Here is a 16,475-nt window from a genome sequence, read left to right on the forward strand (position 1 = left end):
CATAAAAATACCTTAGCTGTTTTTTCACTTTTTATATCACATTTGGAACACCTATTTATACCAAAAGTAAAAGCACTTGTTTAAACAATTGCTTTTACTTTTTCTTCAATAAATAAAACAACATCTTCAATTGTTTTTCCTGTGCTATCAAGGAGCACAGCATCATTAGCTTGCTTCAGAGGTGAAATCTCACGCGTACTATCTTTATAATCTCGTTTAGCGATTTCTTCTTTCAGTTGTTCAAGATTTGTGGGAATTCCTTTTTCTATATTTTCTTTATAGCGTCGTTCTGCTCGTTCATCCACAGAAGCAACTAAAAATATTTTAAGTTCGGCTTCAGGTAAAACCACAGTTCCAATATCACGTCCATCCATGATGATTCCACCGTTATGAGCAATACGTTGCTGCTCAGCAACTAGAAATTCACGAATTTCTGGCATGGCTGAAATCTTAGACACTGTATTTGTAACTTCATTAGTCCGAATAACTTGAGTCACATTATTTAGTCCTAAATAAACTTCTTGACCACTCTTACCATTCATAAAAGAGATAGGATTACGTTTTATAAAATCAATAATTTCCTCTGCCTTATTTGTTTCTTTTTGCAAAGCAACAAATGTTGCAGCTCGATACATTGCGCCTGTATCCAGATAGATTAAATCAAGGTCGCGAGCTACGATTTTAGCAACTGTTGATTTCCCGCTTGATGCTGGTCCATCAACAGCAATTTGAATCTTTTTCATAATATCCTTTTTCTAAATTTACTTTTATGATATTGCTAATACTTGTATAAATTTTATTTTAATTTAAGAACTTGTCCTGCATGAATTGCACTACCATCAGCGTTATAGCCATCTGCCGAGATATTGTTCAAACTTGCAATAGTCTCCCATGCAATCCCCGTTTTTGCAGCAATTGTACTAGGATAATCTCCAGCAACAACGGTATAAGTTGAACCAGCAGCACTACTACTAGAGGCGGTACTCGTACTACTTACACTTGTATTGGTAGTCGCGTTTGAAGAAGCGGATGTCTTATCACTTGATTTCACTGTTTCTTTCTGGCTCACTGATGCTTGATGGAAGTTTTTCGCTATACTCGCATTACTTTGAACTTGACTATTCCATAGGATGAAACCTATTGCCAATCCCACAATAATAAACATTAAGACAACAAGAAAAGTCAAAAAGCGTGTCGTTAAAGGTCGCTTATTTTCATCTTTTATTCTAACTTGTCTTTTCATTTCTGTTGGTTCTTCTCGCATTGCACGATATATTTCGTTATTCCAAGGTTCTTTCGTTGACACGACGTTTTCCTTTCATTTTTACCATTTTTTTATTATCATTCTCTATATGAAGATAAAAATTATTCCTGATAAATGTATCGCATGTGGGCTATGCCATGTCCATGCACCCGAAGTATTCGACTATCACGATGATGGTATTGTCAAATTCTATGCTACTGATCAACAACAAAAAGAATTACCCGATACTTCGTCACTCCGTTCAGCCGTTAAATTATGTCCCACTGGGGCCCTCAAAATCCTTGAGGACATTTAGAAGTATTTTATCACTATCTATTTTACCATAAGTTTTCAAATTCATAAATATTTTGTGTTTTTAATAAAAAATTTGTATTCTTTATAAGAATAAATTTCAAAACCATGCTTTAAAAGTGTCTATACAACTTGATTTGTAAAGGGCTTTCAACGCTAAGATAACCCCTTTTCTATTTTCATGAAACCATTTGCAAATGTTGGATTAAAATAGTATAATGACTAAGTAATAATTTTTATTATAATCTTATATAGGAGGTTACTCACATTGAGTATCGGAATTGTTATTGCGAGCCATGGTGAATTCGCCGCAGGCATCAAACAATCTGGTTCTATGATTTTCGGTGAGCAAGAAAAAGTACAAGTTGTTACTTTTATGCCTAACGAAGGACCAGCTGATTTGCATGCTAAAATCGAAGCAGCTATCGCAACATTTGATGCTGAAGATGATGTTCTTGTCCTTGCTGACTTGTGGAGCGGTTCTCCATTTAACCAAGCAAGCGCTGTGATGGGTGAAAACCCTGACCGCAAGATTGCCATTATCACAGGCCTCAACTTGCCAATGCTGATTCAAGCCTACACAGAGCGTATGATGGATGCGTCTGCTGGTATTGAACAAGTAGTGGCGAACATTATGAAAGAAGCTAAGGCAGGCGTACGCGTTCTTCCTGATGAGCTTCAACCCGCAGAAGAAACTGCTACGGCAGCTGCTCCTGTAGCCGCACAAGGCGCTATTCCAGAAGGGACAGTCATCGGCGATGGTAAAATTAAAATCAACCTCGTTCGTATTGACACTCGTTTGCTTCACGGTCAAGTTGCAACAGCATGGACTCCAGATTCTAAAGCTGACCGCATCATTGTTGTTTCTGACAATGTTGCCAAAGATACCATGCGTAAGACTCTGATTGAACAAGCTGCTCCTCCAGGAGTTAAAGCTAATGTTGTTCCAATCAAGAAAATGATTGAGGTTGCTAAAGACCCACGTTTTGGTGGAACACACGCTTTCTTGCTCTTTGAAAACCCACATGATGCTTTAGAAATTGTTGAAGCCGTTCCTGGTCTCATCTCAACGATTAACGTTGGTTCTATGGCTCACTCAGCAGGTAAAACTATGTTGAATACTGTTCTTTCTGCTGATAAGAGTGATGTTGCAGCCTTTGAAAAAATGCGTGATCTTGGTATCAACTTTGATGTCCGTAAAGTTCCAACTGACTCAAGAGCTGATTTGTTCGCATTGATTCAAAAAGCAAATGTTAAATAATTAAGGAGAATTAAATAAAATGAGTGCTATTTCAGTCATTTTTGTCCTTATCTTCGCGTTCCTTGCTGGACTTGAAGGTATTTTGGACCAATGGCAATTCCACCAACCTATTCTTGCTTGTTCATTGATTGGTCTTGCTACTGGTCACTTGGCACAAGGTATTATCCTCGGTGGTGCCCTTCAAATGATCGCCCTTGGTTGGGCTAATATCGGTGCTGCTGTCGCTCCCGACGCTGCACTTGCTTCTGTCGCTTCTGCTATCTTGATGGTTCAAGGTGGTAACTACGATTTGAACCACATTATGGGTGTTATCGTTCCTACTGGTATCTTGCTTGCAACTGCTGGTTTGGTTCTTACTACATTCGTTCGTTTCCTTTCAGTTGGTATCATTCACTTGGCTGATGCTTCTGCTGAAAAAGGTTCTTATAATGGTGTTGCTGGTTGGCATATGTTTGCGCTCCTTCTTCAAGGTTTGCGTATTGCTATCCCTGCTGGTATCATCTTGGCTATCCCTGCAAAAACAGTTACAGCTGCCTTGAATGCTATCCCTGACTGGGTATCTGGTGGTCTTGCTGTTGGTGGTGGTATGGTTGTTGTCGTTGGTTATGCAATGGTTATCAACCTTATGGCTACTAAAGAACTCTGGCCTTTCTTCTTCCTTGGATTTGCTCTTGCACCAATTTCACAATTGACTTTGATTGCTATGGGTATCCTTGGTGTCGTTATCGCTATCGTTTATCTCAACCTTGAAAAAGCAGGAAACTCACGTGGTGCTGCTGGTGGTTCTGGTGACCCAATTGGCGATATCTTGAACGATTATTAATAGGAAAGGAGACTTATAAAAATGGAAAATACAAATAAAAAGTTCAGCCTTTCTAAAAACGAACGTTTCAAAGTAATGGTTCGCTCAATGTTCTTGCAAGGTTCATGGAACTTCGAACGTATGCAAAACCTTGGTTTCCTCTATGCAATTCTTCCTGCATTGAAGAAATTCTATCCTGCTGGCTCTGATGGTGCTAAAGCTGCCCTCAAACGTCACATGGAATTCTTTAACACTCACCCATATCCAGCTGCTCCAATCATCGGTGTTACTCTTGCCCTTGAAGAAGAAATCGCTAATGGTGGTGATGTTGATGAAGCAGCTATCCAAGGGGTTAAAGTTGGTATGATGGGTCCTCTCGCTGGTGTTGGTGACCCTGTCTTCTGGTTTACAGTACGTCCTATCGTTGGTGCCGTAGCTGCATCTCTTGCAACTGGTGGTTCTATTATTGCTCCTTTGTTCTTCTTCTTTGTATGGAATATCATCCGTATCGCTTTCTTGTGGTATACTCAAGAATTTGGATATAAACAAGGGGTTAACATTACTTCTGACCTCGGTGGTGGTTTCCTTCAAACTTTGACTAAAGGTGCATCTATCCTTGGTATGTTTATCCTTGGTGCCTTGATTCAACGTTGGGTTAACATTAGCTTTGCTGGTCCAAATGCTATGCTTCCTAAACAACCTATTCAAGATGGAGGTTATATTGACTTCCCTAAAGGTTCTGTTTCAGGAACTGACCTTCACAATATTCTTGGTCAATTCAAAGGCGGACTTAGCCTTGAAAACTTCAAACAACAATCTTTGAACGATGTATTTAATTCATTGATTCCTGGTTTTGTTGCTTTGCTCTTGACTTTCCTCGTTATCGCTATCTTGCGTAAATGGAAATCTAAAAACGCTCCACTTGTTATTATCATCGCTCTCTTCGTTGTGGGTATCTTGCTCCGCGTTGCTGGTCTTGCTTAATAATTATATTAAATTAATTTGGTCGCCAGTTTCTGGCGACTTTTTCATTTTCTTTTTTACGGAATCGTAATGAAATTAGCGCTTTCTTATGGTATAATGGGTATATATTTATTTTGAATGGAGTGAGATAGAGTGGCTCAATCACTGAACACAAAGGTGGATTATAATGGTAAAGCGATAGCTTATCTTGGTTTTCCACAGTATGGACAAATTATGATAGGGGATCGGGCATTTGAGTTCTTTGATGACCGTGATGTTGAGAAGAATATGCAATTTCCATGGAATTCAATCAAGGTCGTTGAAGGCGATGTGACTAAATCTCTTAAGGGAGAATATCAGATTGGGCGTCAATTCTATGTCGTATTTGCCAATGGTCAGAAAGTACGTTTTTCTTCAAAGGAATCGGGAAAAATTCTACGCATTATTCGCCAATATATTGGTAATGAAAGAGTTGTAAAATCAAAGAGATTTTCGAGTACGATTACTTCTATTTTTAAGAGGAGAAAAAAAGAGGATTAATCCTCTTTTTGTTTTCTTAAATTATTAAATTTTAATCTTTCAATGACACGTAAACGATATTCTTTACGTCCAATAAAACGTGTGACTTTACTGAAAATGAAGCACGAGAGCAGTGTAACTGCAAAATTTGGAAAAGCAAGATAGGTTAATAGTGAGAGAATCATGACTACAACATCTATTCCAAAGAGTACGCGGTCAATTGGGAGTTTCCACTGGTCTTCCATCATTCTGCTTAGTAATAGAGAGCCACCAAAAGTACCTTCTGATATTACAACTAGTCCTGCACCAATCCCTGATAATATACCATCAGCAATACCTGCAAAAATGATTTGATTAAGTTGAAATCCTTGTATTCCCATAAATTCAAAGGCAATCATCCAAAGACTCATCGCTAGAGCACCAGGAATGCTGAGCAGTAACTCACGCTTGGTCAGTAAACGCCATCCAAAGAGAAACAGTGGGATATTAATAACAAAAAAAGTAAGCGCTGGGTCTAAATTAAAAACAAAGTTCATAAATACTGAAAATCCTGCGATTCCATTGCTTGCGAGAAGATTAGGAATAACGAATAGTCGCACGGATAAAATGTAACAGCCTACCCCTAAAATGAGTACAATTAAATCTTTTATAAATTTCTGGTCGATTTTTACGCCTATAATGTGCACAAGGTCCTCCTTTGGGATGTTGAGTTGATGTATTGGTCGTCATTTTGATATACTGGTTAGCACTTTAAAATCCTATAGAATTATGTAAGGCAAGTATCATTCATTTTTACAACACTAATATTGATTCGAAGATGACTGGTAACACTTGCATTTGCCCTGATTTTCACAACAAATTGTCTATAATAAAATTACTATCAGTTATATTATTATGTTTTTAAAATCAATCAAAGTTTTTTTACTGACAGAAATTCTGTCAGTAACTTAAAGTCGAGAAAGTACTCAAATGTCTGAAACATTATAGAAATTCAAAATGAAACTGGTATAGTGAGATGTGTGTTATTATGATATAATGGTGCTGTAAGAAGCTTTTATGAATAGGACAAAGCTACAGACTAAGACTATATTAGTCCTATTTTGAAATCCAACAGGATTTTATTAGTCGCAATGGCATCATTTTTGCGGCAGACGTTGTTGATTTTCACAACAAACTAAACTATAATCCTGCTCCAACTTAGTCGTTTAAATAAGCTGTAGATAAAACTATTGTATTTGTGTAGGATAGAATCATGAAGCAACCTCATAACAAATTGCTCCTAATACTTTTATCAGTACAATAATAAGTGAGGTTAATGAGATGGAAATGAATAACAACCAGATTGATTACACTGCCAAGGGGCGCGTTTTTTTGGGCGCCGTTGAAAATGGTGAAATAAAATTGACTCCTTTAGGATTTGAATTTGAGTATTCAAACCCTCGGATTGGGAAAAATCTCAGCTTTCCTTGGCATACAATTGTCAAAGTTGAATTGGATGTGTCTCTTCGAGGAAAAGTCGGCTCACAATTTGGCCTATATTTAAATACAAATTCTAAAGTAAGATTTTCCTCTAAAGATTCTGGAGCAATCTTGAAACGAATCGGTCAACAAATTGGTACTGATAAATTAATTAGAAGTCGCAGTCTTCTGGCACCTCTAGTGGACGGACTTAAACTATAAAAGTAAGACTTGTTAAGCCATACTATGACCAAACCACCTAAAAAATGAGACCTCTTTTAGGTGGCATTTTAGCAAATTGAGATTTGAGCTTGTGACTTTATGGTGTTAAACCTAATAATATAATCCAGATGTTCCTTCTTTTAATTACATTTTCCTATAATATAATGATAACATTTTTATGAGAAATCTCTAAACCATATCCGATAATCTTTGACAAAACAATAGATATTTTGATAAAATAGAGGACAGAAGCTGGTCTAGCATTTATTTTTGTAGAGAACTTGTGGGTGGTGTGAACAAGTAAAATAGAGTAATGACCTTCTACTTCTTTATTTTTCTCGTGAAAATGAGAACGTTTAGCTCACGTTATGAGTGCTAGAGTTCTGATAGTTTTGACAGCTCGTCAAAATTTCTGTCAGTAAATTTAGGTGGAACCGTGCAATAACAGCGCCCTAATTCTTATGAATTTTGGGCGTTTTTATATTTTATTTTACTGACAGATTTTCGTCAGTGAGATAAAATACTGACAGGATGCTGTCAGGGATGATTTATAAGTTAAAAATCTTAAACAACTGAGTATAACTATTTTGAAGTGATGAAACTAATACTGTTTAACTTTTAAACGTACCGCTTGAAAGTTGCTACGCTGTCTATGCTCGCTCCCTTTGCGTAAGACGCAAACCATTTTTTGCGCTGACATACTTGCACCAAGGTTGCAGATGAGAAAAACATCGCTTTTCCCAATCATCGCAAAGCAGTATGGTTACAGTTTATCTAACAATTCTATCTCCGTGCTATCGCACCACGCTGCTGATACACCACAGGTATCCATTCGCTCTAAGCTGCACAAGGCGAAATGATTCGCTATGCGGAGCCTGCTAGCCGTAATTTCACTAAGTAGAATTGAAGATGAACCAGTATAAAAATAGTTAAGCTCACATTTTACAAGGAGAATCTTATGTTAGATATTAAAAGAATTCGTTCAGACTTTGATGAAGTCGCTAAAAAATTAGCCACTCGTGGTGTGGCTAAAGAAACACTAGAAGAACTTCGTGCGCTTGATGTTAGCCGCCGTGAACTTATCGTTAAATCAGAAGAATTAAAAAAAGAACGTAATGCTGTTTCTGAAGAAATCGCTCAAATCAAGCGTACTAAAGGAGATGCTTCTGCTCAAATTGCTGCGATGCAAAAAGTTTCTGCAGAAGTGAAAAGTATTGATGCTAAACTCGCTGACATCGAAACAAAATTGACCGAGTATACAACAACTCTACCAAATATTCCTGCTGACAGCACACCTATCGGCGCTGATGAAGACGACAATGTAGAAGTCCGTCGTATCGGAGATGTACCAACATTTGACTTTGAACCAAAAGCACATTGGGACTTGGGTGAGGCGCTCAATATTCTTGACTGGGAGCGCGGTGGAAAGGTGACTGGTTCACGTTTCTTGTTCTACAAGGGTGCTGGTGCAAGGCTTGAACGTGCACTTTATAACTTTATGTTGGATGAGCACGCTAAAGAAGGTTATACTGAGATGATTCCACCTTATATGGTTAATCAAGATTCAATGTTTGGCACTGGTCAATATCCTAAATTTAAAGAAGATACCTTTGAGCTAAAAGACGAACGTGGCTTTGTCTTGATTCCTACGGCTGAGGTTCCTTTGACAAATTATTATCGTGGTGAGATTTTAGATGGTAGCGAACTCCCCATTTATTTTACAGCTATGAGCCCTTCATTCCGCTCTGAAGCTGGTTCTGCTGGACGTGACACGCGTGGTTTGATTCGTTTACACCAATTTCATAAAGTAGAAATGGTAAAATTCACAAAACCTGAAAATTCTTATGATGAATTAGAAAAGATGACTCAAAACGCCGAAAATATTCTCCAAAAGTTGGGACTTGCTTATCGTGTTATGGCTCTCTCAACGGGTGATATGGGCTTCTCTGCCGCTAAAACCTATGACCTAGAAGTATGGATTCCTGCACAAAATACTTATCGTGAAATTTCTTCTTGCTCAAACTGTGAAGATTTTCAAGCTCGCCGTGCGCAAATTCGTTATCGTGACGAAGATGGAAAAGTACGGCTTCTTCATACTTTGAATGGCTCTGGACTCGCTGTTGGGCGGACTGTTGCTGCCATTTTAGAAAACTACCAAAATGCTGACGGCTCTATAACTATCCCTGAAGTGCTTCGTCCTTACATGGGCGGTCTGGAAGTCATTAAATAATAGATTATCACTTTGAAAAATTTCTGTCAGCATACTGACAGGATTTTTTTAATCATCAATTCAATGACAACTTCTTTCAATAACAATAGTTATCTTCTGTCAGTATCATGACCACAGTCCTAATAAGAAAAAATTTCTTGTAAGTGATATAATAAATAAAATTCAAGTTGGAGGACTTTTTATGAATAAAATTTTCCCTGAGAAACTAAAACAAACTGACGAAATTCGTGTCATTTCCCCAAGTTCATCTTTACTACGCACAGGCCCATTTGACGAAAAACTAAAAGCTAAAAAACGCCTTGAATCTCTTGGTTTCAAGGTAACCTTTGGTGATCATATTTTGGAAAATGATTTGCTTACATCAAGTAGCATTCCTTCACGTATCGCAGACTTCCACGCTGCTTTCTTGGATAAAAATGTAAAAGCGATTTTATGCACGATTGGTGGATTTGATGCTAACGAACTTCTCCCTTATATTGATTGGGAAATTATTCGCAAAAATCCAAAAATATTCTGTGGTTTTTCAGACATCACTGTACTTCATCATGCCATCTTTGCAAATACAGGACTTGTGACTTACTATGGGCCAGGATACATCGCTTTTTTGATGGATGAAGGACAAGATTTTCAAACTGCTGAATGGCTCAAAGCCGTGGCTGGTCAGACCTCATATGAACTCATTGCAAGCGATTTTTACACTAGTGATGCGTGGTATGATCCAACACAATCCCGCCATCTGCTTCCTGCTTCATGGAAAGTTTACAATTCTGGATATGCCCGTGGCACGATTTTAGGTGGCAATCTAAATACTTTAATGCTGGTCACTGGTACAAATGCTCAAGTTAAAGCTAAGTGTCCGATTGCTTTTTTGGAAAATGCTGAGCAAGAAGATTTTTATGACTGGGATAGAGAGTTAGCACACTTTTTACAAGTTTATCCTGATATTTCTGGATTAGTCATCGGACGTTTTCCAAAAGAGGAACAAATGACACCAGAGATTCTACATTTTATTTTGGACAAACATCCTATTCTCAAGAAGATTCCTGTAATTTATGATGTTGACTTTGGACATACTCAACCGATTTTCACCTTTCCATTAGGTGGTGAAGTTGAGGTCTCTACTGACCCGTTAAAAATACAGGTACTTAATGGATAATTAGCGGAGTAATTTAGCATGGAACGAAAAATTTATGAATATGAATTACGATTTGAACTTCTCGTTTTATAGGATATTCATTTGTGATTCAGCACCATAGAACTCCTTTCCCAGAAGGGCGCACTGAGTACGTGTCATGACGTTTCTTTGCGCTATAAAGTCAGTCTGCAACGTCAATTAAATTTTGGGTTCTTACAAGAGATTAACTATAGAAAATTGATATATAATAAAAAAGCTCTGACCAAATAGCCAGAACTTTTTTTGTTAAAGTTCAATAATATTACCTGAATTCAAGTAAACAATCCACTCACAAAGGTTCACAGCATAACCTGTGATACGCTCAAGATAAACAAGCGTGAGAAGATATTCCTTACCAGTGGTTACTGTTTCAGAGTTTTCCTTCATCCCTTCAAGAACTTTTTCTTGAATTTCACGACTCATATTTTTAATCGTGTATTGTTGTTCCGCAATTTCATGCGCACGTTTATCATTGCCTTGAATATAGGCATTCAGCGATGCATCAACGATTGATTTCACTTTTTCACCAAGAAGGCTGATATCTTCTTCAACAATATGGATTCGTTCTTCACCTTTAAGTGAAATCGTTGCTTTAGCGATAGAGGCAACATGGTCCCCCATTCTCTCAAGGTCTGATGAAGCTTTAAGCACTGTGATAATAGTACGCAAATCACTTGATACAGGTTGTTGGAGTGCAATCATTTCCAATGATTGAGTTTCAAGACTTTTTTCTTGCTCATTAATCGCATGGTCGCCTTCAATAACATCTTCTGCTAAATCACGGTCGTGGCTGACAAATGCACGAACTGCTTTGTTCAATTGAGCTGAAACTTGCGTTCCCATTGAATAAAATTGATTATGAAGTTTATTAAGATCTTCTTCAAATTGTGTACGAAGCATGGTATATTCCTCTTTTTTTAAATAATTATAGCTATTATAGCATAAAGTTAAAACTTATTCCGTGCAGATTTCAACTCATCGCTAAATTTAGCAATCGACGTGTGAAGTCAACTCTACTTTTTTGTCGAACTACGTTTTGATACAAGCTCCGCTTGCTTCATACGTAACCTTACCTTGACAGCAGTCAAGCACTCGGCGTAGACGCCACTCCACTCCGCTTCGCTACGCTACGATATTCATTCGCTCTATCTCCCCTTCGTTATGCTATCGGATTTCACTAACCGACTAAAGTATCAAGGCGAAGTGACGATTAAATAAACACAAAGCTATGCTCGCCCGCAAAAGCAAAACGATTTTATGAACAACACTAATGTAATAAAGCAAAGCGCAGCATCCTAGAGCAATTAGCTCACTTCTTAGCCAAACTTACCTGCAACATAGTCTTCTGTCTCCTTCTTTTCTGGGTTTAAGAAGATTTTCTTCGTGTCATCCATTTCAATGACATCACCATTGAGCATGAAAGCAGTACGATCAGAGATTCTTGAGGCCTGTTGCATACTGTGAGTCACCATAATCAGTGTATAATCTTTGCGTAATTCAATCAGTGTTTCTTCGATACGTCCTGCAGAAATTGGATCAAGCGCCGATGTTGCTTCATCAAGCAGAATAATTTCAGGATTGACCGCCAAAACACGCGCAATACAAACCCGTTGTTGCTGACCACCAGATAAGCCAAGCGCTGATGTGTGCAAAATATCTTTCACTTCATCCCAAATATTTGCAGCTTTCAGTGAATTTTCTACTACTTCATCAAGAAGCGCTTTATCTTTCACTCCTTTCAGACGCAGTCCATAAACAACATTTTCATAAATTGAAAATGGAAAAGGATTTGGTTGTTGAAAGACCATCCCAATTTCTTTTCGCAAGTCAACAGTATCAATTTTAGGACTATAAATATTTTTCCCTTTGTAGTCAATCGCACCTGTAATTGTTACAGTTGGAATCAAATCATTCATTCGATTAATTGAACGTAGGAGCGTTGACTTCCCACAACCAGATGGTCCAATCAAGCTTGTAATTTCATTCTTATAGAATGTCATATTAATATTATTCAGTGCTTTTTTCTTCCCATAATAAAGCGAAAGGTCACTGACAGTTAAAACTACTTCTTTTGTCATATTTCTCCCTTTGTCAGCATACTGACAACATCCTGTCAGTAGCAACAATCTATTCAATCCAAATTGGAAAGCTAAAAGTGAATGAAAAAATGAAATTTTGAACCTACCAAAGAGCAGAAAGCAGCCTTTTTCTATTTTTCACCACTTTTAAACAAACTCTCTTTCTCTCTTAACCAAAGTGTCCTGAAACATAGTCCTCAGTAGATTTTAAACTTGGTGAGGTGAAAATTGTACTCGTTTTATCATATTCGATTAAATCACCAGAATAGAAGAAAGCAGTGTTATCAGAAGCACGCGAAGCCTGAGCCATATTGTGCGTCACAATAATAATCGTGTAATCCTTTTTAAGTTCCATCATGGTTTCTTCAATTTGCATGGTAGAGATAGGGTCAAGTGCTGATGCTGGCTCATCCATCAATATAATTTCTGGTTTTACTGATAAAGCACGTGCGATACAAAGCCGTTGTGCTTGCCCACCAGACATCGCTAACGCTGATTGATTAAGCGAATCTTTCACTTGTTCCCATAAAGCAGCTTGTTTAAGTGATTTCTCAACAATCTCATCCAATTTTTTCTTGTCTTTTACACCTGCTCTCCGATGAATAAAAGCAATATTCTCATAGATAGATTTTGGAAATGGATTTGGACGTTGAAAGACCATCCCAATTTGCTTACGAACCTCAAATACATTAACCTTCTGATCATTGATATTAACGCCTTCGTAGTTGATTTTTCCAGTCACTCTTGCACCGTCAATTGTATCATTCATACGATTCAATGCACGCAGATAGGTTGATTTTCCCGAACCAGAGGGACCAATTAGCGCTGTAATCTCGTTTTTAGGAAAACTCATCGTTACCCCATGAATTGCTTCTTTTGTCCCATTATAGAAAACACGTAAATCAGTGGTTGAAAGAGCAATTTCATTTTCTGGCACCATAATTTGGCGCTCGTTCCAGTCATAAGTTGTTGCCATATATAAGATGTGAGACAACCTCCTAACATCTAGGTAGTCTCAATTCCTTTCTTTTACAAGTTTGCCTTTAATTTGATGAAGTCAGTTTCTTATGAATTCGATTCCCAAGGAAACGTGCACCTAAATTGAAGAGCAGAACAAAGATAATCAGTACTGCTGACGCACCTGCTGAAATTTGTTGCGCTGTTGCAATAGTACCTTCAGTATTAAGTGCCCAGATATGTACTGCCAAAGTTTCAGCAGGTCTGAAGAGTGATAAAGGTGATGTGATACTCATTGGATTCCAATTTGTCCAATTGATTGGAAGATTGGTTTGTCCTGCAGTATAGATAAGTGCCGCAGCCTCCCCAAAGACACGACCAGAGGACAAGATAACCCCCGTAATAATCCCTGGAACAGCAGCTGGTAAAATTACTTGAATAGCGGTTTCCCATCTTGACATCCCTAGTGCCAAACCACCTTCACGTTGAGTAGTTGGAATGGCGCGAAGTGATTCCTCAACATTACGCGTCATCAATGGCAAGTTAAAAACTGTCAGCGCCAATGCACCAGATAAAACTGAAAATCCTAAACCAAATTGTAAAACAAAGATTAACATCCCGAACAAACCAACTACGATAGAAGGGAGTGAAGACAATACTTCAATTGCAGAGCGAACCACTCCAGTCAACCAATGTTTTTGGTTGGCATATTCAGAAAGATAGATTCCTGCTCCAAGTGATAGAGGGACAGAAATAATCAAGGTTACAAGCAAAAGATAGATAGAGTTGAAGAGTTGAACAGCAATACCACCACCAGTCAATGGGTTGGATGCTGTTGTAATAAATTCCCAAGAAATATGAGGTAATCCCTTAGCTAGAATATAAATCAAGAGAAAAGCTAGAATAAGGACAATGATGCCTGAAAGGACGTAAAGGACGCCAGTGGCAATCTTATCAGAGCGTTTAGCGTTCATTATTTGAGACTTCCTTTCTTAGCAATCGCACGCATTGCAAGGTTAAAGAGGAGTGACATGATTAAGAGGAGTAATGCAAGTGACCAAAGTGCGTTAAGTTGGATACCTGGTGTCGCATTTGGAATTCCTGAAGTCAAGATTGATGTCAAGGTAGACGCTGGTGAAATCAAGTTTTTTGGCATCATAACAGCATTACCTACAACCATTTGAATCGCAAGTGCTTCACCAAATGCACGTGCCATACCAAAAATAACGGCAGTCAAGATACCTGGTGTTGCTGCTCTTAATAACACGCGCCAAATTGTTTGCCAACGCGTCGCGCCAAGTCCAAGAGAAGCTTCTTTATAATGACCTGGCACAGCTCTTAAAGCATCTACTGTCATACTGGTTACTGTCGGAAGAATCATAACAAAAAGGACAAACACACCAGACAAAAGTCCGAGTCCCGTGCCACCGAATGCATGACGAATGATTGGAACAACAACTGTTAAACCGATAAACCCATAAACAACAGATGGAATACCAACCAGGAGTTCAATAACAGGTTGAAGAATTTTTTTACCATATTTTGGTGAAATCTCTGTCATGTAAATTCCAGCACCGATAGCAAATGGAGTTGCAACAAGCGCCGAAAGTACTGTAACAATCAATGAACCAGAAAACATAGGAAGTGCGCCAACAGCAGGTTTACCATCTGGCCCCAAATTTCCTGGCGACCAATTCGTCCCAAAAAGGAAACGAAATGGATTAACACCATTGGCATAAAAAGTTGACAATCCTTTTTGTGCAACAAAAACAAGAATCGCACCAACTACAAAAACGATAAGGGCAATACACAAGAAAGTTAAACTTTTACCGAATTTTTCGAGTTTAGAATTTTTATTGCCTGAAAGCAATTTTTCTTTGATTTTTGAGTTTTCCATATAGACCTAACTAAAATTAATTTTGACATGGTATTTTCATTGACAAATCCACTTTTTTATTATCTTAAAGTTCGGATTTCATTCACAAATCAAAGCTGACTCTCGTCAGCCTCAATTTACTAAAAATTTTTTCTGTCAGTAAGTAATAGCTTCAAAAGCATCGTGATAATTATAACTGCATACTTCAAGTAGCATTATTTTACCTTTGTTACTGTACCATTAGCATCACGATCCACCTTCATCTCGGAAACACGAATGTAGCCGAGTTCTTCAAGAGTTTTTTTATCATTTTTGACATACTCTATGAACCGATTTTCTATTTTGTTATTATTAGAATTGTTGGTATACATATGCTCATAAGACCAGATTTTCCATTCGTTCGTCTTAACATTATCATATGTTGGTTTGACATTATCAACATTCAATGCTTTAACTCCTAGTTTTTCTGTGTAACTAAAGGCAACATAAGAAATTGCACCTGGTGTTTGACCAACAAGCTGAACAACTGAACCAGAAGCATCTTGTGTCGGTCCATTGATTTCTGTAGCATTATTTAATCCGTACTTATCAAAGTTCACTCGTGTTCCAGAACCTGCAGTACGACCAATGACGGTAATTTTTTGATTTTGACCGCCAACTTGCTTCCAATTTGTAATTTTCCCAGTGAATATATCAATCAATTGTTGTTGCGTCAGATTTGACACTTTCAAACTTTTATTGACAATCGGTGCAAAGCCAATTACCGCAACCTTATGATCGGTAATTTTATTTGCTGCAATGCCCGATTTTTCTTCTGCGAAAATATCTGAATTTCCGATTTGAAATGAACCTGCTGCAACCTGAGCAAGCCCCACACCAGAACCACCGCCTTGAACCATGATAATATCTTCTGGATTCTGTTTCATATAATCCATTGAAGCATGTTCAACCATAGGTTGCAAAGCTGTCGAGCCACCTGCAGTGACTTGCTTATTGCCAGTACCACAAGCCGCTAAAACTGCTAAAGCAGATGCCGCTACTAAAGCGATAAAAATTTTCTTCTTCATGCCTTAATTATATCATAAGGGCTGTATAATTTAAGAGAAATGACAGCGTTTTTATGTAAATAATTTGTAAATGAAACAGGAAATTGCCCATCTCCATAACGGAAGTGAGCAAGTATATTCCTATCTTTTTTTAAAAGAATGAAGAAAATTTTTAACGCCTCAAAATATGCGTTAGTTTGCCAAAACTGCTTACGAGTAATTGGCAAAGTGAGAAACTAGACAGACTTATAGGAATTCATCTATCTTGCTTATATATAAGTAACTAACAGAGTTCTTGTCAGCACTGACAAGATATAAAGCGACAAAAGATTTT

At 37.9% G+C, this 16,475-nt stretch carries 17 protein-coding genes; 8 read left to right on the forward strand and 9 right to left on the reverse strand.

The genetic code is table 11. From position 1 onward, the window contains the following. Positions 1-80: 80 nt before the first annotated feature. Entirely contained in the window at positions 81-743 is a 663-nt protein-coding gene (gene cmk / locus D7I46_RS06295; RefSeq protein WP_120772121.1) for a (d)CMP kinase, read from the reverse strand. Positions 744-796: 53 nt separating this feature from the next. Beyond that, positions 797-1,306, reverse strand: a complete 510-nt coding sequence (locus D7I46_RS06300) for an SAG1386/EF1546 family surface-associated protein (RefSeq protein WP_120772122.1) — start codon at positions 1,304-1,306, stop codon at positions 797-799. A 46-nt stretch (positions 1,307-1,352) separates the two neighbouring features. Here D7I46_RS06300 and D7I46_RS06305 point away from each other — a divergent pair, with 46 nt between their 5' ends. The 5 genes from D7I46_RS06305 (at position 1,353) to D7I46_RS06325 (ending at position 5,121) form a co-directional block, all read left to right on the forward strand. Then, entirely contained in the window at positions 1,353-1,559 is a 207-nt protein-coding gene (locus D7I46_RS06305) for a ferredoxin (RefSeq protein WP_120772123.1), read from the forward strand. A 264-nt stretch (positions 1,560-1,823) separates the two neighbouring features. After that, positions 1,824-2,816, forward strand: coding sequence for a PTS sugar transporter subunit IIB (locus D7I46_RS06310; protein ID WP_120772124.1), 993 nt, complete (start codon positions 1,824-1,826; stop codon positions 2,814-2,816). A 19-nt stretch (positions 2,817-2,835) separates the two neighbouring features. Beyond that, on the forward strand, positions 2,836-3,639 hold the full coding sequence (locus D7I46_RS06315; RefSeq protein WP_120772125.1) for a PTS mannose/fructose/sorbose transporter subunit IIC: 804 nt from the start codon (positions 2,836-2,838) through the stop codon (positions 3,637-3,639). A 21-nt stretch (positions 3,640-3,660) separates the two neighbouring features. After that, positions 3,661-4,602, forward strand: a complete 942-nt coding sequence (locus D7I46_RS06320; RefSeq protein WP_120772126.1) for a PTS system mannose/fructose/sorbose family transporter subunit IID — start codon at positions 3,661-3,663, stop codon at positions 4,600-4,602. Between the two features lie 132 nt (positions 4,603-4,734). Next, a complete protein-coding gene (locus tag D7I46_RS06325) occupies positions 4,735-5,121 on the forward strand; it encodes a DUF956 family protein (RefSeq protein WP_120772127.1) in 387 nt (128 codons plus the stop codon). On the opposite strand, the gene D7I46_RS06330 is transcribed toward D7I46_RS06325, so the two are convergent. Next, positions 5,118-5,786, reverse strand: a complete 669-nt coding sequence (locus tag D7I46_RS06330) for a YitT family protein (RefSeq protein WP_120772128.1) — start codon at positions 5,784-5,786, stop codon at positions 5,118-5,120. The genes D7I46_RS06325 and D7I46_RS06330 overlap by 4 nt on opposite strands. A 640-nt stretch (positions 5,787-6,426) precedes the next feature. On the opposite strand from D7I46_RS06330, the gene D7I46_RS06335 reads away from it, so the two are divergent. The 3 genes from D7I46_RS06335 (at position 6,427) to D7I46_RS06345 (ending at position 10,166) form a co-directional block, all read left to right on the forward strand. Further along, positions 6,427-6,780, forward strand: coding sequence for a DUF956 family protein (locus D7I46_RS06335; RefSeq protein ID WP_240424363.1), 354 nt, complete (start codon positions 6,427-6,429; stop codon positions 6,778-6,780). Between the two features lie 958 nt (positions 6,781-7,738). Continuing rightward, a complete protein-coding gene (serS, locus tag D7I46_RS06340; protein ID WP_120772130.1) occupies positions 7,739-9,010 on the forward strand; it encodes a serine--tRNA ligase in 1,272 nt (423 codons plus the stop codon). 181 nt (positions 9,011-9,191) lie between these two features. Continuing rightward, complete coding sequence (locus tag D7I46_RS06345) at positions 9,192-10,166, forward strand: S66 family peptidase (RefSeq protein ID WP_120772131.1); 975 nt, start codon at positions 9,192-9,194, stop codon at positions 10,164-10,166. Positions 10,167-10,430: 264 nt separating this feature from the next. On the opposite strand, the gene phoU is transcribed toward D7I46_RS06345, so the two are convergent. From phoU to D7I46_RS06375, 6 genes are all read right to left on the reverse strand, one after another. After that, positions 10,431-11,084, reverse strand: a complete 654-nt coding sequence (gene phoU / locus D7I46_RS06350; RefSeq protein ID WP_120772132.1) for a phosphate signaling complex protein PhoU — start codon at positions 11,082-11,084, stop codon at positions 10,431-10,433. A 416-nt stretch (positions 11,085-11,500) separates the two neighbouring features. Next, complete coding sequence (gene pstB, locus D7I46_RS06355) at positions 11,501-12,262, reverse strand: phosphate ABC transporter ATP-binding protein PstB (RefSeq protein WP_120772133.1); 762 nt, start codon at positions 12,260-12,262, stop codon at positions 11,501-11,503. 169 nt (positions 12,263-12,431) lie between these two features. After that, entirely contained in the window at positions 12,432-13,238 is an 807-nt protein-coding gene (pstB, locus tag D7I46_RS06360; RefSeq protein ID WP_120772134.1) for a phosphate ABC transporter ATP-binding protein PstB, read from the reverse strand. Between the two features lie 67 nt (positions 13,239-13,305). Continuing rightward, positions 13,306-14,193 (reverse strand): phosphate ABC transporter permease PstA, encoded by an 888-nt coding sequence (pstA, locus tag D7I46_RS06365; protein WP_120772135.1) that lies wholly within the window; start codon positions 14,191-14,193, stop codon positions 13,306-13,308. Continuing rightward, complete coding sequence (pstC, locus tag D7I46_RS06370; protein ID WP_120772136.1) at positions 14,193-15,116, reverse strand: phosphate ABC transporter permease subunit PstC; 924 nt, start codon at positions 15,114-15,116, stop codon at positions 14,193-14,195. Before pstC ends, pstA begins: the two co-directional genes overlap by 1 nt. A 194-nt stretch (positions 15,117-15,310) precedes the next feature. Continuing rightward, on the reverse strand, positions 15,311-16,162 hold the full coding sequence (locus D7I46_RS06375; RefSeq protein ID WP_120772137.1) for a phosphate ABC transporter substrate-binding protein: 852 nt from the start codon (positions 16,160-16,162) through the stop codon (positions 15,311-15,313). Between the last annotated feature and the right edge of the window lie 313 nt (positions 16,163-16,475).

Source organism: Lactococcus allomyrinae (assembly GCF_003627095.1).
Classification (GTDB): Bacteria; Bacillota; Bacilli; order Lactobacillales; family Streptococcaceae; genus Lactococcus; species Lactococcus allomyrinae.

Bases quoted from the DNA above. Each gene is read 5' to 3' on its own strand.
- cmk (WP_120772121.1), bottom strand. From the start codon at position 743: ATGAAAAAGATTCAAATTGCTGTTGATGGACCAGCATCAAGCGGGAAA.
- D7I46_RS06305 (WP_120772123.1), top strand. From the start codon at position 1,353: ATGAAGATAAAAATTATTCCTGATAAATGTATCGCATGTGGGCTATGC.
- D7I46_RS06315 (WP_120772125.1), top strand. From the start codon at position 2,836: ATGAGTGCTATTTCAGTCATTTTTGTCCTTATCTTCGCGTTCCTTGCT.
- D7I46_RS06320 (WP_120772126.1), top strand. From the start codon at position 3,661: ATGGAAAATACAAATAAAAAGTTCAGCCTTTCTAAAAACGAACGTTTC.
- D7I46_RS06335 (WP_240424363.1), top strand. From the start codon at position 6,427: ATGAATAACAACCAGATTGATTACACTGCCAAGGGGCGCGTTTTTTTG.
- serS (WP_120772130.1), top strand. From the start codon at position 7,739: ATGTTAGATATTAAAAGAATTCGTTCAGACTTTGATGAAGTCGCTAAA.
- D7I46_RS06345 (WP_120772131.1), top strand. From the start codon at position 9,192: ATGAATAAAATTTTCCCTGAGAAACTAAAACAAACTGACGAAATTCGT.
- phoU (WP_120772132.1), bottom strand. From the start codon at position 11,084: ATGCTTCGTACACAATTTGAAGAAGATCTTAATAAACTTCATAATCAA.
- pstB (WP_120772133.1), bottom strand. From the start codon at position 12,262: ATGACAAAAGAAGTAGTTTTAACTGTCAGTGACCTTTCGCTTTATTAT.
- pstB (WP_120772134.1), bottom strand. From the start codon at position 13,238: ATGGCAACAACTTATGACTGGAACGAGCGCCAAATTATGGTGCCAGAA.
- pstA (WP_120772135.1), bottom strand. From the start codon at position 14,193: ATGAACGCTAAACGCTCTGATAAGATTGCCACTGGCGTCCTTTACGTC.
- pstC (WP_120772136.1), bottom strand. From the start codon at position 15,116: ATGGAAAACTCAAAAATCAAAGAAAAATTGCTTTCAGGCAATAAAAAT.
- D7I46_RS06375 (WP_120772137.1), bottom strand. From the start codon at position 16,162: ATGAAGAAGAAAATTTTTATCGCTTTAGTAGCGGCATCTGCTTTAGCA.